This is a genomic window from Bacillus kexueae, from assembly GCF_022809095.1.
Lineage (GTDB): Bacteria > Bacillota > Bacilli > Bacillales > Aeribacillaceae > Bacillus_BZ > Bacillus_BZ kexueae.
This window is the reverse complement of the sequence record NZ_JALAZE010000002.1, coordinates 557,441-578,528: the sequence shown is the minus strand read 5'-3', so window position 1 is coordinate 578,528 and position 21,088 is coordinate 557,441. Positions and strand designations below refer to the sequence as shown.

Sequence of the window (21,088 nt, the reverse complement as noted above, 5' to 3'; positions counted from 1 at the left end):
TCCTTCAAATGTAAGGATATTGAGTCTTTCTAGATTCACTGAGGTAAATCCTCCTTTAAGACAAAACTAGTGTCATTTCGCTATAATGTGCCAAACGAACCTAGCTTGCTTTCGAGAAATCACCGAATACTCGCTTGAATAACGTCCACCAACTGGCTGTTTCAACATCCTTTTCCGCAACTAAAGGACTTTTCACCTTTACTTCCTCGCCTTTTTTCAATATAAGGGTACCTAGCTCGTCTCCTGCTTCTACAGGTGCTTGAACATTTTCTTTAAATACAACTTCCTGTTTAATGTCGTCGATACTTTCTCCCTTTTTTGTCAAGATCGAAATTGGCTCTGAAGTTACTAGATTGACATTTTGGTCGCTGCCTTTACTTATCTTAACGTCAGAAACTTTTTCGTTTCTTGTGAATAGCGGATGTGTTTCGTATTGACTATACGCATAATCAAGCATTTTCGTTACTTGTGCATTTCGATGCTTCGGAGTAGGTGCACCAAAGACAACCGCAATGACGCGCATATCTCCCTTTTTGGCTGTTGCCGTTAAACAATATTTTGCTTCATTTGTATAACCCGTTTTCACACCATCCACACCTGGATAAAACTTGACTAGTCGATTTGTGTTCACTAACCAAAACTTCTCGTCCGAGTTTTCACGTAAATAATCTTCATACGTTCCCGTATACTTTGTAATGTCTTCATATTTCAATAATTCTTTAGCCATTAGGGCCATATCTTTTGCTGAGCTATAGTGCCCATCCTCTGGAAGTCCGGTTGGATTTTGAAACTGCGTATTCTTTAAGCCGAGTTCTTTAGCTTTTTCATTCATTTTTGCTACGAACGCATCCTCTGAGCCCGCTATTCTTTCTGCCATGGCTACAGACGCATCATTTCCAGAAGCAATCGCAATTCCTTTTAGTAAATCTTCAACAGTCATTTCTTCCCCTGCTTCTAAAAAGATTTGTGATCCTCCCATCGAAGCTGCATATTCACTCGCCCGAACTTTCTCATCTAATTTCAACGTTCCCTTGTCCAATTCTTCCATTATGAGGAGCATCGTCATAATCTTCGTCATGCTTGCAGGTGGTAATTTTTCATCTGCGTTAGATGCGTATAAAATTTCACCTGTATCACGCTCCATCAAAATAGCCGATTTTACATCATCTACAAGCTTCAATTGTTGTTCATTCGCTTTAGCCTGCGTGGCAACGCCAAACATCATGAAGATTGCTGTTGTTAACACAAGTAGTTGTTTCATGTCCACACCCTCCATTCTTAATACGTTCCCATTTTTTCCATTTCATAATAATTTCATTCAAGAAATTGAAAAATATCTAAATTTGTAGTTTTAGTAACAAGATGTGTGTGAAGTAGTGATATCGGAGAGCGTCACTGAAAATATGATTGAAGTTGATGAAAAAAATAGCCATTTCCATTTTCTAAAAAAACATTGCGTCATATGCGAGTTCGTCTTTGATCAAGTCCTTAGGCGAAGGGCGCTTTAGGACCTGCGAGGAGGCTTCCGTCGCCACAGCAGGGCCGAAGCGACCCGAGCTGATAGCGATTGGGCTAGACACCAAAAAAAATGTAAAGAGAATACTTTAACACTTTATTGAACATAAACTTTCTGTAACAATAAAAAAAGAACTAGGACTTCGTACGTCCTAGTTCTCAGCTTCATTTACTCTGTAATTGTCGCATAAATTAGCGTTGGTGCTTCAACTTTATCCTTCGAAATTGTGATGCTATCGTATAGCTTTTGCTTTACTTGTTCAACATCTTCTTGATTGCTGTAAATCGTCACGAGTGATTCGCCTTTCTTCACTTCGTCTCCGATTTTTTTGTTTAACATTAAACCAACTGCTAAGTCAATTTCTGACTCTTTCGTTGCGCGGCCTGCACCTAACCACATTGCAGCAGTTCCAACGGCATCTGCTACGATTTCAGAGACAAAACCGTCTTCTTTTGCTTCAAGCTCAAACTTATATTTCGCTTGAGGGAGTGCATTCGGATTATCGACAACCGATGCATCGCCACCTTGTGCTGCCAAGAATGTTTTAAACGTTTCAAGTGCTTTTCCAGAACGAATGACTTCCTCTAACTTCGTTCTAGCTTCTTCAAGACTTGTTGCTTGCTTCGCTAAATAAACCATGTAGCTTCCTAACGTTAAGCAAAGCTCTTGTAAATCTTCCGGTCCTTCACCACGAAGTGTATCAATCGCTTCTTGTACTTCTAGCGCATTTCCAATTGCACGTCCAAGAGGCTGACTCATATCACTAATAACTGCCATCGTGTTGCGTCCAACGGCGTTTCCGATACTTACCATCGCTTTAGCCAACTCTTTGGAGTCTTCTAAGTCTTTCATAAAAGCTCCTGCACCTGTTTTTACATCTAAAACAATAGCATCTGCACCTGCTGCAATTTTCTTACTCATAATGGAGCTCGCAATTAACGGGATACTATTTACAGTACCTGTCACATCGCGAAGAGCATATAATTTTTTATCCGCAGGTGTTAAATTTCCTGATTGACCAATTACCGCTATCTTATTTTCATTTACGAGTTTCATGAATTCATCGTTATCAATTTCTACATGGAAGCCAGGAACTGATTCTAATTTATCAATCGTTCCTCCAGTATGACCTAATCCACGTCCACTCATCTTTGCTACCGGAACACCAACAGCTGCTACTAATGGTCCTAATACTAAAGTTGTTGTGTCACCAACGCCACCCGTTGAATGTTTGTCAACTTTAATCCCTTCAATCGCACTTAAATCGATTGTATCGCCGGAATGAACCATTGCCATTGTTAACTCAGCTCGTTCATTTTCAGTCATTCCTTGGAAGAAAATCGCCATTGCAAGGGAACTCATTTGGTAATCAGGAATGCTTCCTTCCGTATACCCTTTAATAATAAATTGAATTTCTTCCTTCGTTAATTCTTTTCCATCACGTTTTTTTTCAATAAGGTCGACCATTCTCATTTTTATTCACCTATTCCTTACATTTTTTCAACAATCGTTTTTACTAGGTTTAAGAAGTTAGCTTTTACCATTTCTGTTGTTTCAATCACTTCGTCATGTGTTAACGGCTGATCTAAAATGCCTGCTGCCATATTCGAAATACAAGAAATCCCCAATACTTTCAAACCTGAATGTTTAGCTACGATGACTTCAGGAACTGTAGACATTCCAACCGCATCTCCACCTAAGACACGTAACATTCGAACTTCAGCTGGAGTTTCATAGCACGGTCCCGTATTCCCAACGTATACGCCTTCTTGTACTTTAATGTCTAACTGTTGGGCAACTTCTTTCGCTAAGTTTCTTAAGTCTTTGTCATACGCTTCTGACATGTCAGGGAAACGAACGCCCAGCGCTGATTCATTCGGACCAATTAATGGATTTGTTCCCATGTTGTTAATATGATCGGAGATAATCATTAAATCCCCTGCATTAAATTGTTCGTTAATTCCACCTGCTGCATTCGTCACGATTAACGTTTCAACTCCGAGCGCTTTCATCACACGAACTGGAAATGTGACTTTCTTCATGTCATAACCTTCATAGAAATGAAAACGGCCTTGCATTGCTACAACTGTTTTTCCTTTTAATAATCCGAACACAAGCTGACCTGCATGTCCTTCAACAGTTGAAACTGGGAAGCCTGGGATTTCTTCATATCGGATTTTAACTGGCTCTTCAATCTCTTCAGCTAACACACCTAGGCCAGAACCTAAGATGAGACCAATTTGTGGAGTTTGTCCGTATTTTTCTTTTAAATATTGGCTCGCTTCTTGAATATTTTGCATCATTGACATGTCAAGTCCTCCTTAATTTAACTTATTTAAAAAGCTTGTTCCGTGTTTTGGCATGCTTACATTAAAGTTATCCGCTACCGTCGCTCCTACATCTGCAAATGTTTTGCATACTGGAAGCTCTTTTCCCTGTTCCATACGCTTACTATATACGAGTAATGGAACGTACTCTCTCGTATGATCCGTTCCGTGGTGAACCGGGTCATTTCCATGGTCTGCTGTAATGATAAGTAAATCATTTTCACGTAACTTCTCAAAAACTTCTGGTAGACGCGCATCGAATTCTTCGAGTGCCTTTCCATATCCGATAGGATCTCTTCTGTGACCAAATTTCGCGTCAAAGTCTACTAAGTTTAAAAAGGCTAACCCAGTAAAGTCTTTATCTAACGTCGCAATAAATTTGTCCATTCCGTCCATATTGCTTGTTGTACGAATCGCTTCGGTAATCCCTTCACCATCATATATATCGGAGATTTTCCCTAACGCGATGACGTCATATTTAGCATCTTTTAGTTCATTCATTACAGTACGCTCAAACGGCTTTAACGCATAATCATGACGGTTTGGTGTACGTGTGAAGTTTCCTGGCTCCCCAATGAATGGACGAGCGATAACACGACCAACCATATACTTCTCATCTAGCGTTAATTCACGAGCAATTTTACAAATTTGATATAACTCATCTAGCGGGACAACCTCTTCATGAGCCGCAATTTGCAATACAGAGTCTGCAGAAGTATAAACAATTAACGCTCCTGTCTCCATATGTTCTTTTCCTAATTCATCTAGAATTGCAGTACCTGAAGCTGGTTTATTACCGATAACTTTTCGGCCCGTACGTGCTTCTAATTCATCAATCAGTTCTTGCGGGAAGCCATCCGGAAAAACTTGAAACGGCTTTTCAATATGAAGACCCATAATCTCCCAATGCCCTGTCATCGTATCTTTTCCATTTGATGCTTCTTCCATTTTCGTGTAATACGCAAGGGGCTTCTCAGAAACAGGGATTCCTTTAATTTCACGGATGTTACTTAATCCAAGCTTCCCCATATTCGGCATGTGAAGTCCATTCATTTCACGTGCAATATGGCCTAACGTATCTGCACCTTTGTCATTAAATTTCTCCGCGTCAGGCGCTTCTCCAATTCCTACCGAGTCCATTACAATTAAAAAGACGCGATCATATGTAAAGTCTTTCATGAGACATTTCCTCCTTGTCAAAATCCTACTACCTAATATATCCTTAAATAATTTATCATATTGATTCAAACGCGATTGTCAGAAGTCTGACAACTAGATTATAAACCGTTTTCAAATGTTTCTGCAATAAAAAGGCTAAAATTTGTGACGGAAACATTAAGAATCAAATGCTTCTCTAGTTCATTCGTGCTAAATATCCTTTTTATGTTAGTTATAACGATCGTTCCTTCATCATTTCGCACCATTCTTTAGTCATTACACCCCATTAAACTGATACTTTTTGCCAACCATATATTGAAGACTTGAAACGAAAATATGACTAAAGTGACAAAATAAAAAGGTGCTCAGAAAGCCATGTTACTGGCCATTCCGAGCCCCTCATCTAAGCACGTGGGTGAAATTGATTGTAAACTTCCTTCAGCCGCGTCTTTGTCACATGTGTATAAATTTGGGTTGTTGAGATATCAGCATGTCCAAGCATTTCTTGTACAGCCCTCAAATCCGCACCATTTTCAAGTAGATGTGTCGCAAATGAATGTCGCAACGTATGTGGAGTTAATTCCTTATGAATACCCGCTTCTTGTGCAATTTTCTTCAAGTTTTTCCAAAATCCTTGACGAGATATCCGTTTACCATGATGGTTTAAAAACAAAGCATCAGTGTCGTTTTTCGGCTTGAATAATTTTGGACGTCCTTTTTGCAGGTATTCCTCTAGTGCCTTCGTTGCTTGTTCTCCGATTGGCACAATTCTTTCTTTTCTTCCTTTTCCGTAGCAACGAATAAAACCCATCATTAAGTGAATATCTGATAGATTCAATTGAATTAACTCACTCACGCGAATTCCTGTTGCATAAAGAAGTTCAAGCATCGCTTTATCTCGATAGCCGATTGGTGACGTTAACTTCGGCGTTTCAATGATTGCTTCCACCTCTTGTAACGAAAGAACACTTGGTAACTTTCGTTCTACTTGTGGCGTTTCAATATGGACAGAAGGGTCCTCATCAGCAATTCGCTCACGCAACAAAAATTGATGAAAGGAACGAATCGAGGCAATATGCCTTGCTATTGTCTTACTGGACTTTCCGTCGTCTTTCAAATGCTTCAAAAATTGCATAATATGGACTCTTCCAATTTCTCGAACAGTTGTAATGGAAGCATGTTCTCTTAAATATGACGCATAACTTTTCAAATCTCTCTCATAAGATACTATCGTGTTAGTTGTTAAGCCACGCTCAACGATTAAATAATGAATAAAGTCTTGTATTTGATCATTCAATGTCACTCTACTCCCCATGTAAATAAAAGAAGATTAATCGATGGTACCAATGATCTTGATTTTCCTCTACCATATTCGTCACTTTTAGAGCCGATCCCTCTGGCTCCTCATAACGTCTTTGATGGTCATACTCTAAGTTAATCCATATGATAGCATAGTAAAAGAATAACGTAAATGCAGTAAATAATATAAAGACTTTCAGCATATCAAAAAAAATCGTCATCCATTTTTTCATGTCTTGCCTCCATATCTTCCAATCCTTATTAGAAGATATGCCAGCTTGACCAAACTTTATACATTGTTCCATATAAAATTAGCTTCCAGGCCAGAATTCTTTAGATTGTTTTTTGTACTGAATTTCACTATTTTTAACACGGATCCTTAACATGCCGCTCCATTACATCCCTGAACTTCTTTCATCCTCATCATTTAAAACCAAAAAGAAAAAGGTGCCTAAAAATCAGTGTTATTACTGACTTATAGCACCTTTATTCTACTCTTCGTTATGGCATCTGTGACAAATACCATGAAACGTTAATCGATGATCTTTAATTTTAAACTTCCAATCTCGTTCAACAATTTTTTCAACATCTTCTAGTAAATCTTCTTGGATTTCATCTACTGAGCCACATTCCATACAGACAAGGTGATGATGGAAATGAGCTGCACCTTCTTTACGGAGATCGTATCGAGACACCCCGTCCCCGAAGTTTATTTTATCGACAATCTTTAATTCAGTCAGTAGTTCTAACGTTCGATAAACAGTTGCCAAGCCGATCTCAGGAGACTTTTCCTTCACGAGGAGGTAAACATCTTCTGCACTTAAATGATCCTCTTCATGTTCAAGTAACACGCGAACAGTCGCTTCACGTTGCGGTGTTAACTTGTAGCTAGCAGAATGCAACTGTTTTTTTATACGCTCAACGCGACTTTCCATGACACTTTCCCTCCCTCGCTACATTCCTCAACTATTATAACAAATATCGAGAAAGTGTCCAACTAAAATTATTACAATCTAATAAATGAACATGTTATTTAAAAATAACAATTATTATTAAGAAATTATTTTAATTACACTTTTCATTAATAATGGAGATGCGTAACCTTCAAAAGCTGCCGCCAAGCCTGCCAGACAAAATATACACACAAACACAATCGCGTATTTCGTAAACAACTGCATCGGTGTGTCTAGCATCCGCTTCAAAAAAAGTTGGCGTATCAACTTCAAAGACAGCATGATTGCCGTAGCACTCGTCACGATAAATGCTGGAATTAAGATTAAATTTTGAGGTAAGACCGATACGAAAGAAAGTAAAAAGCCGCCCCACCCCATTTGATTAACTAAAAAACCAACCGTAAAACCGACAACCATCCCTTTCAGGAATAACATAATTAAGATGATAGGTAGACCGATGATTGATATCCCTAACACCCACATAAGCCCTAAATATTTCAAATTATGGAGGAAGCTTTGTTGGAACATTTCAGAAGCGCTTGCGATACTTCCATCCGATACTTGTCCAAAAAACAGATTTAAATAATAGTAAAGATCCTCTTTTTGTGTGATATTCATACTATTAACAATAATGGCACCAAAAATAACTCCCATTACAAACAGAACAAACACAAATAAATACGTAGAAGAATGCTCTTTAATATGTTGCGTCAAGACATTTTTTATTCCATGGTTTCGCATCGCTTTTTCCTCCCATATCACTCTTACTAGATTGTATGAGGGAAAACGCTCTGTATTCCTAAGAATCAAAACATTACATATGTAATTCGCTGCCTCAAGGCAATCTTCCACTTATTCCAAATCTACCTTTTCTATCATTTAGGTCATCAAATATAGTTATTCTTTCATCGCATTCATGGCTAAATAGAGGACAGCATAAGCTGTTTTAGCATCATGAATTTCTTGTGTCTCAATCATTTTCTGTGCTTCTTCTAAAGAAACTTCGACAATTTCAACGAATTCATCTTCATCTAAGTCTTGTTGTTCTGTTTTTTTCGTTAATCCACTGGCTACATACAAGTATACGAGTTCGTCCGCAAAGCCCGGCGAAGTATAAAACGATAAAAGTAGTTTCATCTCCTCGCATTCATAACCTGTTTCTTCTTCTAATTCCCGCTTCGCTGTTGTTAACGGTTCCTCTCCTGGCTCTAATTTCCCGGCAGGAATTTCAACGATGGCTTTTTCTAGAGCTTTTCGGTATTGCCGAACCATCACGATTTTATTTTCATTCGTTACAGCGATTACAGCTACTGCACCGGGATGCTTTATAATTTCTCGCTTCGAAACTTTACCGTTCGGCAACTCTACATCTTCAACATAAAGGTCAATAATTCGCCCGTTAAATATTTTCTCTTTTGCTATCGTTTTTTCATTTAAATCCATCGTATTTGTCATCCCTTCGTTCTACGTTACTTTTTTTCTTCATACATTCTATCACATTCTTTTAAGGAGATGATGGTATGAATCTTTATTACGGGAGAAATCACTTCGTATTGACCGGTAAGAAGAAAGAAGTTCTCCATTATTTGCAATCCATTCAAAATCCTCATATGACGGTTTTAAATTGGTTATCTGTGAACAAATGATTTGCAAAATTCACCAAACTATACTACGTTGGAGAAAAACGCAATCGGAGGTAAAGGATGAAAAAGAGACAAATAGGGAACTCGGAATTGTGGGTAAGTGAAATCGGCTTAGGCTGCATGTCACTTGGTACCGATGAATGGAAGGCAATGAGCATTATTGATGGAGCCATTGAACTAGGCATTAATTATTTAGACACTGCAGATCTTTATGATCGTGGTGTAAACGAAGAACTTGTCGGCAAGGCCATTCAACAAAAAAGACACGACATCATTTTGGCTACAAAAGTTGGGAATCGTTTCGATGATGGAAAAGACGGGTGGTATTGGGACCCATCCAAAGCATACATAAAAGAAGCCGTTAAAGAGAGCCTTCGGAGACTTCGAACGGATTACATTGACTTGTATCAACTTCATGGGGGAACGATTGAAGATCATATCGATGAAACGATCGAAGCGTTTGAAGAGTTAAAACAAGAAGGCGTTATTCGTTACTACGGAATTTCCTCCATCCGTCCGAATGTGATTAAGCAATACCTACAGAAATCGTCCATTATTTCCATTATGATGCAACACAGTCTTTTAGACCGTAGACCTGAAGAGTGGTTCTCACTAATTCAAGAGCATCAAGTAAGCGTCATTGCAAGAGGACCGTTAGCGAAAGGACTATTAACCGGACGTCCGTTGGATCATGCCTCGGATAAAATAAAGAATGACGGATATTTACACTATTCGTACTTTGAGCTCGTAGATACGTTAGAAAAGGTCGATCGTGTTTCTTCTTCCCATAGTCGAACGGAATTAGCTTTACAATATTGTTTAGCACACGATGTGATTAGTGCAGTCATTCCGGGTGCTAGCCGCATCGAGCAATTACGTGAAAATGTAGCTGCACTTCAAGCAACACCACTGACGAATGAAGTTGTACAGCAGTTAAAAGACGTAACGAAAGCATCGTTTTATGAGAATCATCGAGATTAAAAAGGAGTATTAGCCAATTTTTCACTTTCCGCCCCCATACACCTAACTTTTCAAGGTGATTTATGGTAAAATAAACCAAATATGATTATACAGGGGGACGATGATGAAAAAAGCACGAAAATGGATAATTTTAGGCTTTCTTCCGGCCATTTTTATTGGATTTTTAGTATGGATTTATCGTCCACCACTTGAAATTGGAGGGGTCTATCGTAGTGATGATAGAGAATCAGTGGTCGTTGAAATCGGTAATAGTGGATATTTACCAATTAAAGTACGAGACGTTTCAATAAATGACGGAGACGCCCCCACAAAAGTAAATGTTCAAGTAAGTCACGCACTTCAAGGTATCATCATAACAAAAAACTACGAGGATGAGGAATCGAAGAAATATCAGTTTCGCTCTCTTCAAGATGTAGCCATCCAAACAGGGACAGATCCGAAAAAAACACTGGAAAAGTTCGATGATGGAAGCGTTACAGAAGAAGATTTAATTTACGGCTTAAGCGTATTACATTCTACGCCAATTACAGAAGTTACAATCACCTATTCGTATTTGGGTATGTCATTTCATAAAACCGTCTCCATACCATAAAACGGATGTAAGAAAGAGCCAGCATTCATTTTTGCTGGCTCTTTCATTTAAATTTCGTCCAATCGAGCTTACTTTCTTCCAAAAGCTCAGCAAAACTTTTATTTTTTTCCCGCTCTTCCCTCTGTTTCCTCTCCAACTCGCGCCTCTTTTTCTTTTCCTCTTCTTCTTGAATTTGCAACTCTTTTTTCATATTTGATAGTTTTTTCAACTGATCTTCGTTTATCATTTTCTCCCTCTCCTTTCATGGGGTTCGGCCTTATTTTGCCTTGTACACAGGTCTTTCGTCAACTAATAGCCACAATTAATTAGGCTGTTTTCGTATAGATTGTTGCTTTTTCAAACATTTTTCAAATGAATTCTGGACATTGCGCTACGGACACTTGCTTTCCGCGGGGAGGAAGTCGAGCCTCCTCGGCATGCGCCTGTGGGGTCTCGCCCTTTCCTCTGTATCCCGCAGGAGTCAAGTGCCCTCCGCTTCATTACAAAGGAGGAAAAACGATTTTCAACCATGTATATTTACACACATAAAGCAACAATCCTTTAGAAAAGAGCCATTAATTAAAATAATATTTGGAAAAGTCTATCTATTTCTACTAAAATATAATTATGAAAACCTTTTCAAAAGGAGGATGAATACGAATGAACGCTAATCGCGAAGTAACAATTGTCGAGGTTGGACCTCGTGACGGTTTACAAAATGAAGCCAATTTAATCGATACTGCTGTCAAAATGCAGTGGATTCAACAATTAAAAAAAGCCGGCTTCAAAGAAATGGAACTTACGTCATTTGTTTCTCCAAAATGGGTCCCTCAAATGAAAGATGCATCTGAAATTGTTCAAATTTGTCAGTCTAATGACAGTCGTGACCTAGTGTTAGTCCCGAATGAAAAGGGCGTAAACCGAGCTCTTGAAGAGGGATGTACCCATTTAGCCTTTTTCGTTGGCGTAAGCAATGGATTTAATGAAAAAAACATCAATAAAACGACCGCTGAAAGTATGAGTGCCCTCTCTCCGCTCATTCGTTCATTAAAAGCGAGCGGAATATACATTCGCGCTTGTATTTCAACCGCTTTTTATTGTCCTTATGAGGGAAAAATTCATTCGGATGACGTTTTACGTCTTTGTGAGCAATTTGTTTCTTTAGGAGTTGATGATTTAAGTGTCGCTGATACGATTGGTATGGCAAACCCTGAGGAAGTTTATCATCTATTCTCCAAGCTTCATACAAACTTTCAAAAAGACACACTACTTACGGCTCACTTTCACGACACAAGAGGGATGGCCGTCGCCAACGTATATGCGGCCCTACAAGCTGGCATAACCCGATTTGACAGCTCTGCTGGAGGGCTCGGTGGGTGTCCATTTGCCCCTGGTGCTACGGGGAATGTCGCCACTGAAGATATTGTCTTTATGCTGCAATCTATGGGGATTCAAACTAATATTGACCTACCGATTTTATATGAAGCTCTCGATTATATCTCACCTTATTTATCGCGTCCGATTCAGTCAAAAACGTATCAACTATATAAACTAGGAACGAAGCAAAAATCGATTTAAATCAATGTTGTCGTTCTTACACAACTTTTAAGGAAAAGGAATATGTTTAATCGTAGACGTTGTTGCTTTTTTAGATGTGAATAGCGGCTCTGAATCGCGTTAACGTCATAACCTTTCATTAATAGAAAACATTCAGGGGGAGAATTACAGCACCTTCTTCATTTTTTTACCGTCTCCTACTATGCTACAATAACGATAACTTGAACGGAGGTGCGAACATGCGGTCTTTCTTTTCACTTTTTATGCTTCTTGCAAGCTATGTTGGAGTCGTTGGTTTTTATTTCACGAACCGCCTGCTGTATATAAAAAAAAGGACAGACAACGAAATTATTGAACGTGAGGCTGCTTTTGGACACTTTGATGAGACGTCTTTTCATGCCCTTTCAAAAGAGCCTTTTTCTATTCCATCTAAGCATCGATACGCCATTTTTGGCTATATCGTTCACCCTTATCCGTCCGATATGTTCATCATCATCAGTCACGGCGTTACAATGAATTTAATTAATTCGGTTAAATATATGAACCTTTTTCTGAAACGAGGATGGAATGTAATCATTTATGATCATCGTCGCCACGGTCTATCAGGGGGAAAAACGACGAGCTACGGCTACTATGAGAAAGACGATTTACAAACTGTCGTCGAATTTGTTCGAAAGCGATTCGGTTCACATGTGACGATTGGTATACATGGCGAATCTATGGGGGCTGCTACAACGTTATTGTATGCCGGTACGACTGGGCATGGCTGCGACTTTTACATCGTTGATTGTCCGTTTTCTAGTTTAGAAAAGCAGCTAAAAATTCGATTGAAAGAAGATTTTCGCCTTCACCACTCGCTCGTTTTACCTATCGCAAAGCCTTTTTTAAAATTAAGAGAAGGCTATGATTTAAAAGATGTATCACCCATTGATGTTGTTCACAGAATTCAACAACCTGTTCTTTTTATACATAGTGAACGAGATGATTACATTCCTGTATCCATGACGAAAGAACTGTTTGAAAAGAAGAAAGGACCGAAAGAACTTTTTATCGCACCGAAAGGACTACATGCAATGAGCTATTCAGAAAACCGCATGGAATATGAAAAAGCCATCGATGACTTCCTTACAAAATACAAATTTACAACTCATGAAAAAAGCAGAGGATAAATCGTATTGATTTACCTCTGCTTTCTTTTAGGTGATATTATCCGAGCACTTCTGTAATTGCCGGCATATGCTCTCTCATCCAGCCAATGGCTTCATCGATGGAAGCAAATTCCTTCGCCTCAAAAGTCATTTCGTCTTGAAGGAGCCAGACATCCTTTTGTTCGCTTTCCATACCACCGATCGACCAGTGCATTAAACTGTACGGATGATTTTCATATAAAAACGAGACCCATGTTTTATTTAATGCTATATTTTTTAATGATTGAAACTTGTCTTTCATTCCCTACCCTCACTTCACCATGCAACTCATTCTTGGATTTAAGATTTGCCCCGGACTAATCAGCATGTACGTATTTGCAGATTCTTGAAAGTCAATTTTCATTTCTTCGTCTAAAAACACTTTCTTCGATTTTTCAACATAAATTGGAACAAAGTTTGTTTCAATTCGTTCATCGTCCCAATCTAACTCTTCTACAAACCACAACGCTGTTACTCCACTTACGACACACCCGCACCCCTCCGTATCGTATTTCAACTTCAGAAAACGGTTTGGATGCTTTTGTATATTCTCTTGCATTTTTTCTTTTGCTCGTTCTGTAAATATTATATTCATTTCCTTCCTCCACTCCTATTCCAATGTTATTGTACCACAAGCCTTTCAGCTTTTCTTTTCTCACCTTCCATTGCTTTTTCCGATGGAAATGTTTACGATATGTTATGAGGAATTCTACATAATAGGAGGAATGTACATTGTCTAAAGTACAAATTAAAGTAAATGATAACGGTTCATTCCGTGTGACAGGCGATGTTGAGTTAATTGATGCTGAAGGTAATCCATTTGAAACGAAGCAAGCTTTTTCATTATGCCGTTGCGGTCTTTCACAAAAAATGCCATTTTGTGACGGTGCTCATAAAGGAAAATTCGACTCTGTCGTTCGCGCTGAAAAAGCTGAGTCATAAAATAGACCTCTTTTCGAACGAGCTTACAGGCTGAGTATAAACGCTTGTCATTCAATGCGCATAGTTAGCAACAATGCCCTTGAATGCGAGCGTTTATAAACAGTGTACAATACGGATTCCACTACATACGCGCAATATCAATGATGAAATCCATCTCGATGGAAACGCCCTTTCCATCTCTTGTTATCACTTCAACGGTTCGTGCATACGGGTTCAACTTTTTCACCTTTCCTGTAATCGTAACCACTTGCTTATTCCGATAGAAGCTGATTGTACACGACTGCGCAAGCGATTGACTTAGCTGTTCATTTAATTCTTCAAGCCTTTGTTCATCAAGCTCTGGTTTCTCTTCAAAAAAGTCTTCTTTAGCCCAATCTCTTAACAACTTCACATGCTCTGGAAGCATCATAGCTGTCCATTTCATTGTTCCTCGATCACGAAGCACTCTACCACTTCCTCCCATTAATTCGCTTTATGTCCACCGATTAATCGACTTCGATGTAGACTTGTTCCTGCCTCTGTATACGAGACCGCACGCAAAAGAGCTCCTGATCCATATTTTTCACGTATTTGATCCATTACGTATCCAAGCTGATGCTGCCTCGCTCGATTCGGCTGAAACAAATCGAGCTGCATGGATTGATCATCTTCAATATTAGAGAGAGCAATTGAAATATTTCGCACCGTTTTCCCTTCATAAAATTGATGAAATAGATGCAAGCAAACTTCATACAAGTCCATCGTAATATTTGTCGGGTATTCGATTGTTTTTGACCGATAGAACCCACCACCGAACTCATCCTTACTATAGCCTATACCTAAACTAACCGTTCTCCCCACTTTCCGATGCCTTCTCGCTCTTCTTGCTACTTCTTCACACATTTCTAATATGACACACTTTACTTCGTCGGGATTGGGGTAATCTCGAAGTAAAATCTGACTTTTCCCAAAACTAATTTGTCCTTGAATAATCGGGGCTCCTATATCAGATAAATCAACTCCCCATGCATGATAATAGAGCTGATTTCCCATGACACCGAATTTTTTCTCTAAAAGCTCAAGCGGATAGTGAGCTAATTGGCCAACCGTAAAAATTCCCATTCGATTTAGCGTTTTTTCTAATCTTCCTCCAATTCCCCACATGTCACGAAGTGGTTGAACAGGCCATAGCTTTGTCGGAATATCATCGTATGTCCATTCCGCAATGCCTGTTTTCTTCGCTTCTAAATCTAAGCAAAGCTTTGCCATTAACATATTCGGACCAATGCCAATGGAACATGGAAGTTGAAATTGACGCTCTAAATCTTCCTGAATAAACCTTGCAACCGTACGGGAATCTCCCCACATTTGCTCAACCCCACTTACATCGATAAAACTCTCATCTACCGAATAAGTATGAATGGATTGCTTCGGGACAAAGCGATTCAGAAGACGCGTAATCTCAGTCGAAATACGTAAGTACATTCCCATTTTAGGCTGGATAATTTGAATGCGAGGGTCCTCTGGAATTTCAAACAAACGCGACCCTGTTTTCACACCAAATTCCTTTTTTAGTTTTGGAGAAGCAGCCAACACAACGCTCCCCTGTCGCTCTTTATCCCCTACAACGGCAATGTAGTCATTTAATGGATTCAGTCCATCCATCACAGCGGCACAGCTCGCATAAAAGCTTTTCATATCGATACACAAAATCCGCCGCTGTGGTAATTCATCATACTGTACCACTGAGCTTCACCCCCAAAACAGAATGTATGTTCGATGTTAGTTTATTCATATTTTATAAGAATATACGTTCGCATTCAATGGTAGTTGTCACCAATCTTAACTTTAGGGCCTTTTCTAAGAGCGTGTTGTGTTTAGTTCGAATAACATAAGTTGTTTGGGCTGTAGTATCTGGAGCATAATGTTAAGTATTCATGCCAGCAATGTATACGAAACAACCTAACTTTAAAAGACAAATGAATAGATATGCCGTATACTATTACCATCATGTAATATATGAGAGGGATAGAATGCAGCATTTTATCGAGAAGAAATTACAAAAAGCATTTGCCCAATATGGTCGCGACCTTGAAGTTGATCCATTAACAGAAGAGGAGCATCATGCGTTGTATCAAACAATAATGGCCGAAAAAAAGGCAAATGAATCGTGCGAATGGTTTGAAGTCATTGAAGATACTGTTTACGACTATATCACGAATAAGATGTGATAAGAAAAGCGCAAAGCGCAAGTCCTTAGGCGAAGGGCGCTGAAGGACCTGCGAGGAGGCTTCCGTCGCCACAGCAGGGCCGAAGCGACCCGAGCTGATGGCGCTTGGAGCTAGACATTAAAAAAACTGTAAAGAGAATACGTTAACACTTTATTGAACGTAAACTTTCTGTAACAATAAAAAATGCCAGAAAGAAGATTTATCCTTCATTCTGGCATTTTTTCGTTAAACTTTATTCTAAAAGAATTATATACAATTTTCTCACAAAAGGCCGCCGCTTTCTGTGGGTACAATCTGTCTAGTTTCCGTTCCTTTCGCTTAAAGTACTTCATCATTTCATGATCAATAAGCAACATTGTATGCGAAAACAGCCTTGTTCGTTATTTCTCACCCATTGATTTTGCTTTTTGTCCACACGCATCCATCGCAGCGATAATTGTTCCTTTAAATTGTCGCTGTTCCAACGTTGCCACAGCTTCAATAGTCGCCCCGCCTGGTGAACATACTTCATCCTTTAATTGAGCAGGATGCTTCCCTGTTTCTAGCACCATTTTGGCCGCTCCTAATACAGCCTGAGCCGCTAGTTTGTATGCTTGTTGCCTTGAAATTCCTTGTTTGACGGCACCATCTGCTAATGCTTCAATCATCATAAACACATAAGCAGGAGATGAGCCACTAACTGCAGGAATGGCGTCCATTAAAGACTCCTCAACCTTCTCAGCTCTTCCAAATGTCTCAAGCAAAGTGCGAACGAGGTTCTCATCATTTTCAGTCAGAAAGGCGTTCGAACAAAATGCAGTCATCCCTTCCCTCACAAATGAAGGCGTATTTGGCATTGTACGAACAAGCTTCACCTTCCGTATAAAGTTGTCTTCTAAAGTGGAAAGTGTCATACCTGGTGCCATGGAAATAACAATAGCAGATTCTTTCATGTGTTGACGTATTTCTTCAATCACTTCAGCATATTGATCTGGCTTAACGGCTAAAAAAAGAATATCTGCTTGCCTTGAAACTTCCCGATTGTCTGACAATACCTGTATAGAAAATCGTTCATTGACCGACTTAATCGTGACTTCAGACCGAGCACTCGCCATAATTTGTGAACTTTCAACTATATTGGATTGTAACATCCCCCCAATAATCGCTTGAGCCATGTTTCCACAACCGATAAATCCAATCTTGTAATTCATTTATTACCCACCTCTTTATATGTACGTATCGTATATTCCCGTATTATTCCGCATTAAACACATGTATGATAAAAAGACATATGAAAATAGTATACAAGAAGTTGCGATATAATGGTAAAAAAAAGGACATTGCTAGTAGCAAAATGTCCTTTTTCCTAAATACTTATTTTTGGTTAAACCCCTTTTTCGCAAGCTGTTCAAAAACCGTTGGCATAAGGCGATAAATGATACTGCCGAATTCCATCCACCACGGTAAATTTAACTCACGCTTTTTTGTTAGCATAAGGCGAACTACCTTATCAGCTACTTCATCAGGTTGTAGCATCCACTTTCGCACATTTTTCACGTATTTCCCTGATGTATCTGCCGTCTCAAAAAATGGTGTTTCAATGGGTCCGGGGTTTACAGCTGTTACATAAACACCGTAATCTGCTACCTCCATACGCAAACTATTGGTAAAACCTAATACCGCATGTTTGCTCGCCGCATATATGCTAGATTTCGGCGTTCCCATTTTCCCAGCTTGTGAAGCGATATTGATGATATGCCCACTTTTTTGTTTTAACATGTAAGGCAATACATATTTCGTACAAGCCATTAGCCCGTATACATTCACTTCAAACATCTCTTCCATTTCTTCTAAGGAAGCGTCTTCAAATGAACGAAAAACCCCAACCCCAGCATTATTCACCAACACATCGATTCGGTCGTGTTCACGCAAAATTCGCTCGAACGTGGCTTCGACTGAATGTAAATTACGAATGTCTAAATATTCAACGACACAAGAAACATTATAAGTTGATTGAATCTGATCAGCTATTTGTTTGAGCCGCTCGGTTCTTCTCGCAAGTAAAATTAAATGTCCACCGCTTTCAGCTACCTTGTAGGCAATCGCTTCTCCTAACCCACTTGAAGCACCTGTTATCACAACAAGCCGGTCTTTTAAATGTCCTGTCACTTTATTTCCTCCTATAAACGATAGCCCCTTTTTCATGTTCAACCGCAATATAATCCAATTGCTCCAAATAATCCAGCTGTCCTATTGTCTCAGACATCGTTAGCAATAACTGTCGCTTGTAAACTGTTGGAAATAACCGCTTACAAATCTCAAACGCTGTCATTGGCCCATCTTTTAGAAGATTATACACATCCATGGCACGATGATGCTGCTCTTTTAAACGAACTTGTATGAGTGAGTGAGCCCCCTCAAACGAATCGCCATGACCAGGATAAACAACCGAAATTGGAACGTGCAACAATTTTTTTAAGGAATTATTGTACTGCAGTTGTGGTTTCGGTCTCTCCTCTCCTGAAATAGACGGTTCAAGAAGTGGATTCGAAGAAATGTGGTTAAGAAGCATGTCGCCACCAATTAATTCGTACGATTTTCGATTGTGTAGGACGATATGACTTTGAGCATGACCAGGTGTTTCCATAACAACCCAATCCTCTTCCCATTCAATAACATCTCCATCTTTCAAATATCCTGATAGTGGACGGTTACAGCCCAATTCGTACGTTTTTTCAAACTTTTTAAGTGATGATATAAACGATGGGTCGACACCGAATAACGGAAACAGCGACAAATAAAACTCTTGTTGCTTCTCAAAAAATCTCTCATCCTTAAGTAACCATTTCTCTAATGCGTACGAGCCATAAATCGGGATATTTTCAGGTAACCATTCAACCAATCCAACATGATCAGGATGGTGGTGAGTCAATATCACTTGATCAATATCTTGTATTGTATATCCATATGTTTGCAATTGATGACATAAGCTTTCCCACGCCTCTTTTGTTTTAGGACCGACATCGATTAAGGTGAGGGATTTACCTTTTAGTAAAAATACATTTACATCACCGACAGGGAAAGGGGTAGGAATTGATAGCATAATAATCTCTTGTCGCTTAACTTGATTTACCAATGTATAACCGCCTCAATTCTTATTTTGTAATAATGAATCGTTTTAATTTAACCTTATTTTACACCTTCAATCATCTTTTGTCATTATATTCAAATAATTCGAATTTTATTTCCGTTGAAAAACCCTTGACAATAAGTTGTCCAACGTTGCATAATGATGAAAACTTATCAGTACGTCGAAAAAAACTCAAAACATAAAGTGATGATTAGGACTAGTACGTTAGTGACAGATCTTTAGAGAGCGAAATTCACCGGCTGAAAAATTTCGCGGTCCTCTCCTAACCGAACCTACCCTATGAACTGTTAGGCAAACCTAACCGTGTCTCACGTTACGAGAATGAAGTTGGCTACGCATGACGTAGCAATAAAGGTGGTACCGCGGTGACCAGACCGTCCTTTTTTAGGACGGTCTGGTTTTTATTTTTGGGTTCAATTATACAGATGTGAAGTTAAAATCCTTGTTTGCTAAGGCTGTTTTCGTATAGATTGTTGCTTTTTCAGTCATTTTTAAAGTGAATGCTGAACATTGCGCTCCATGTACTAAAGCAACAATCCTTTAGAAAAGAGCCTTTGCTAAAGAACATTCGTTACTGGTAGAGGATTTAAAAAATAGACTTTTTTCTAAAAGATTGTTGATTCATGCATGTCTGCTGGGGCTTCGGTCGTGCTGGCCCCACTGGAGTCGCCGTCTTGTGCTTCAAGTATTACATTCATGACTAATAAGCAACAATGGTACGAAATAGTTAAAGAATATAATCAAACAGTAAAGAGGAGGAAATGATATGAAAACAATCGGATTTATCGGTGCGGGCTCGATGACAGAAGCGTTCCTTGCCGGAATGGTGAATGGTGGAGTTTATGAACCAAAACATATTTACGTGACAAACAAATCTAATGAAGAAAGGTTGAACCACATTCATCAATCATACGGTGTAAACATTACGTCAAACAAACAATCATTGTGTAAAAAAACGAACGTAATTATCTTATCTGTCAAACCGAAAGGAGCAGAAGGTGTTATCCGCTCAATCAAGCCGTTTATTACGAAAGATCATCTTATTATCTCGGTAATGGCCGGTGTATCCATTGAAGCAATTGAAGAAATACTCGGGGAAGTGCCGATTATCCGCGCAATGCCTAATACATCTGCCACGATTCGCTTATCGGCAACTGGCTTAGCGAAAGGGACATATACTACAAATGAACAATTACAGTTTGCTCAAATGTTATTTGAAGCAATTGGTATGGTTCAAATTGTCGAGGAACCTCAACTTGATGCCGTTACAGGACTTGCGGGTAGCGGACCTGCCTATATCTATTACATTGTTGAGGCTTTAGAGAAGGCAGCCAAAGAAATGGGCCTTGATGAAGAAACTGCGCGAAACTTTATCGTTCAAACTTTACAAGGTGCTTCAGAAATGCTACGCCAAACAACGAAGGAGGCTGCCCAATTACGACAAGCTGTCACAAGTCCTGGAGGAACAACAGAAGCAGGGATTTCCGTCTTAGAATCACAAAATGTCCAAAGCGCGATTGTCGAATGTGTTAAAACAGCAGAAGCTAGGTCAAAACAGCTTAAATTAGCCTTTTTTGAACAAGTTCGTGCACATTCTTAAGGCGTTGCCTCCAA

25 protein-coding genes and 1 other annotated feature are annotated in these 21,088 nt (G+C 39.2%); of the genes, 8 read left to right on the top strand and 17 right to left on the bottom strand.

The features are described 5' to 3' along the window. Window positions 1-100: 100 nt before the first annotated feature. The 9 genes from ML543_RS07100 to ML543_RS07060 all read right to left on the bottom strand — a co-directional run bounded on the left by ML543_RS07100 (window position 101) and on the right by ML543_RS07060 (window position 8,696). Entirely contained in the window at window positions 101-1,261 is a 1,161-nt protein-coding gene (locus ML543_RS07100; RefSeq protein WP_243386439.1) for a D-alanyl-D-alanine carboxypeptidase family protein, read from the bottom strand. A 423-nt stretch (window positions 1,262-1,684) separates the two neighbouring features. Continuing rightward, window positions 1,685-2,989: a pyrimidine-nucleoside phosphorylase gene (locus ML543_RS07095; protein ID WP_243386438.1), complete on the bottom strand. Its 1,305-nt coding sequence runs from the start codon at window positions 2,987-2,989 to the stop codon at window positions 1,685-1,687. Window positions 2,990-3,006: 17 nt separating this feature from the next. Continuing rightward, complete coding sequence (locus ML543_RS07090; RefSeq protein WP_243386571.1) at window positions 3,007-3,819, bottom strand: purine-nucleoside phosphorylase; 813 nt, start codon at window positions 3,817-3,819, stop codon at window positions 3,007-3,009. Between the two features lie 18 nt (window positions 3,820-3,837). Continuing rightward, entirely contained in the window at window positions 3,838-5,022 is a 1,185-nt protein-coding gene (gene deoB, locus ML543_RS07085) for a phosphopentomutase (protein WP_243386437.1), read from the bottom strand. 382 nt (window positions 5,023-5,404) lie between these two features. Beyond that, window positions 5,405-6,298: a site-specific tyrosine recombinase XerD gene (gene xerD / locus ML543_RS07080; RefSeq protein ID WP_243386436.1), complete on the bottom strand. Its 894-nt coding sequence runs from the start codon at window positions 6,296-6,298 to the stop codon at window positions 5,405-5,407. 7 nt (window positions 6,299-6,305) lie between these two features. Continuing rightward, window positions 6,306-6,533, bottom strand: coding sequence for a YqzK family protein (locus tag ML543_RS07075; protein WP_243386435.1), 228 nt, complete (start codon window positions 6,531-6,533; stop codon window positions 6,306-6,308). A 258-nt stretch (window positions 6,534-6,791) separates the two neighbouring features. Further along, the gene (gene fur, locus ML543_RS07070; RefSeq protein ID WP_243386434.1) at window positions 6,792-7,235 is read right to left on the bottom strand and encodes a ferric iron uptake transcriptional regulator; all 444 of its coding nucleotides are present in this window, start codon (window positions 7,233-7,235) and stop codon (window positions 6,792-6,794) included. 117 nt (window positions 7,236-7,352) lie between these two features. Then, complete coding sequence (gene spoIIM / locus ML543_RS07065) at window positions 7,353-7,994, bottom strand: stage II sporulation protein M (protein WP_243386433.1); 642 nt, start codon at window positions 7,992-7,994, stop codon at window positions 7,353-7,355. A gap of 156 nt (window positions 7,995-8,150) precedes the next feature. After that, the gene (locus tag ML543_RS07060; RefSeq protein WP_243386432.1) at window positions 8,151-8,696 is read right to left on the bottom strand and encodes an NUDIX domain-containing protein; all 546 of its coding nucleotides are present in this window, start codon (window positions 8,694-8,696) and stop codon (window positions 8,151-8,153) included. Window positions 8,697-8,773: 77 nt separating this feature from the next. On the opposite strand from ML543_RS07060, the gene ML543_RS16920 reads away from it, so the two are divergent. The 3 genes from ML543_RS16920 to ML543_RS07050 all read left to right on the top strand — a co-directional run bounded on the left by ML543_RS16920 (window position 8,774) and on the right by ML543_RS07050 (window position 10,469). Further along, window positions 8,774-8,899: a hypothetical protein gene (locus ML543_RS16920; protein WP_279326575.1), complete on the top strand. Its 126-nt coding sequence runs from the start codon at window positions 8,774-8,776 to the stop codon at window positions 8,897-8,899. A gap of 57 nt (window positions 8,900-8,956) precedes the next feature. Then, window positions 8,957-9,877 carry an aldo/keto reductase gene (locus ML543_RS07055; RefSeq protein ID WP_243386431.1) on the top strand — a complete coding sequence of 307 codons (921 nt, stop codon included), beginning with the start codon at window positions 8,957-8,959 and terminating at the stop codon, window positions 9,875-9,877. Window positions 9,878-9,977: 100 nt separating this feature from the next. Continuing rightward, window positions 9,978-10,469 carry a hypothetical protein gene (locus ML543_RS07050; protein ID WP_243386430.1) on the top strand — a complete coding sequence of 164 codons (492 nt, stop codon included), beginning with the start codon at window positions 9,978-9,980 and terminating at the stop codon, window positions 10,467-10,469. 43 nt (window positions 10,470-10,512) lie between these two features. On the opposite strand, the gene ML543_RS07045 is transcribed toward ML543_RS07050, so the two are convergent. Continuing rightward, window positions 10,513-10,695 (bottom strand): YqkE family protein, encoded by a 183-nt coding sequence (locus tag ML543_RS07045; protein WP_243386429.1) that lies wholly within the window; start codon window positions 10,693-10,695, stop codon window positions 10,513-10,515. A gap of 413 nt (window positions 10,696-11,108) precedes the next feature. On the opposite strand from ML543_RS07045, the gene ML543_RS07040 reads away from it, so the two are divergent. Beyond that, entirely contained in the window at window positions 11,109-12,026 is a 918-nt protein-coding gene (locus ML543_RS07040) for a hydroxymethylglutaryl-CoA lyase (RefSeq protein WP_243386428.1), read from the top strand. 218 nt (window positions 12,027-12,244) lie between these two features. Continuing rightward, the gene (locus ML543_RS07035) at window positions 12,245-13,174 is read left to right on the top strand and encodes an alpha/beta hydrolase (protein ID WP_243386427.1); all 930 of its coding nucleotides are present in this window, start codon (window positions 12,245-12,247) and stop codon (window positions 13,172-13,174) included. Between the two features lie 37 nt (window positions 13,175-13,211). Here the strand turns inward: ML543_RS07035 and ML543_RS07030 are convergent, their stop codons facing one another. Next, entirely contained in the window at window positions 13,212-13,454 is a 243-nt protein-coding gene (locus ML543_RS07030) for a DUF2552 family protein (protein ID WP_243386426.1), read from the bottom strand. Between the two features lie 9 nt (window positions 13,455-13,463). Beyond that, window positions 13,464-13,787 (bottom strand): iron-sulfur cluster biosynthesis family protein, encoded by a 324-nt coding sequence (locus ML543_RS07025; RefSeq protein WP_243386425.1) that lies wholly within the window; start codon window positions 13,785-13,787, stop codon window positions 13,464-13,466. 137 nt (window positions 13,788-13,924) lie between these two features. Between ML543_RS07025 and ML543_RS07020 the strand changes: the two genes are divergently transcribed. Further along, entirely contained in the window at window positions 13,925-14,134 is a 210-nt protein-coding gene (locus ML543_RS07020; protein WP_243386424.1) for a CDGSH iron-sulfur domain-containing protein, read from the top strand. Between the two features lie 121 nt (window positions 14,135-14,255). Here ML543_RS07020 and ML543_RS07015 read toward each other — a convergent pair whose 3' ends face one another. Both ML543_RS07015 and ML543_RS07010 read right to left on the bottom strand, forming a co-directional pair. Next, on the bottom strand, window positions 14,256-14,579 hold the full coding sequence (locus tag ML543_RS07015; RefSeq protein WP_243386423.1) for a YolD-like family protein: 324 nt from the start codon (window positions 14,577-14,579) through the stop codon (window positions 14,256-14,258). A 17-nt stretch (window positions 14,580-14,596) separates the two neighbouring features. Beyond that, window positions 14,597-15,811, bottom strand: coding sequence for a Y-family DNA polymerase (locus tag ML543_RS07010; RefSeq protein WP_279326596.1), 1,215 nt, complete (start codon window positions 15,809-15,811; stop codon window positions 14,597-14,599). A 335-nt stretch (window positions 15,812-16,146) separates the two neighbouring features. Here ML543_RS07010 and ML543_RS07005 point away from each other — a divergent pair, with 335 nt between their 5' ends. Then, window positions 16,147-16,344: a YqzH family protein gene (locus ML543_RS07005; RefSeq protein WP_243386421.1), complete on the top strand. Its 198-nt coding sequence runs from the start codon at window positions 16,147-16,149 to the stop codon at window positions 16,342-16,344. 380 nt (window positions 16,345-16,724) lie between these two features. Here ML543_RS07005 and proC (ML543_RS07000) read toward each other — a convergent pair whose 3' ends face one another. The 3 genes from proC (ML543_RS07000) to ML543_RS06990 form a co-directional block, all read right to left on the bottom strand. Next, entirely contained in the window at window positions 16,725-17,534 is an 810-nt protein-coding gene (gene proC / locus ML543_RS07000; RefSeq protein ID WP_243386420.1) for a pyrroline-5-carboxylate reductase, read from the bottom strand. 163 nt (window positions 17,535-17,697) lie between these two features. Next, window positions 17,698-18,492, bottom strand: coding sequence for an SDR family NAD(P)-dependent oxidoreductase (locus tag ML543_RS06995; RefSeq protein ID WP_243386419.1), 795 nt, complete (start codon window positions 18,490-18,492; stop codon window positions 17,698-17,700). A 1-nt stretch (window position 18,493) separates the two neighbouring features. After that, window positions 18,494-19,459, bottom strand: coding sequence for an MBL fold metallo-hydrolase (locus ML543_RS06990; RefSeq protein ID WP_243386418.1), 966 nt, complete (start codon window positions 19,457-19,459; stop codon window positions 18,494-18,496). A 192-nt stretch (window positions 19,460-19,651) separates the two neighbouring features. Continuing rightward, window positions 19,652-19,859: a binding site (T-box leader), on the top strand. 381 nt (window positions 19,860-20,240) lie between these two features. Between ML543_RS06990 and proC (ML543_RS06985) the strand changes: the two genes are divergently transcribed. Beyond that, window positions 20,241-21,074 carry a pyrroline-5-carboxylate reductase gene (gene proC / locus ML543_RS06985; protein ID WP_243386417.1) on the top strand — a complete coding sequence of 278 codons (834 nt, stop codon included), beginning with the start codon at window positions 20,241-20,243 and terminating at the stop codon, window positions 21,072-21,074. The last annotated feature ends 14 nt before the right edge of the window (window positions 21,075-21,088 follow it).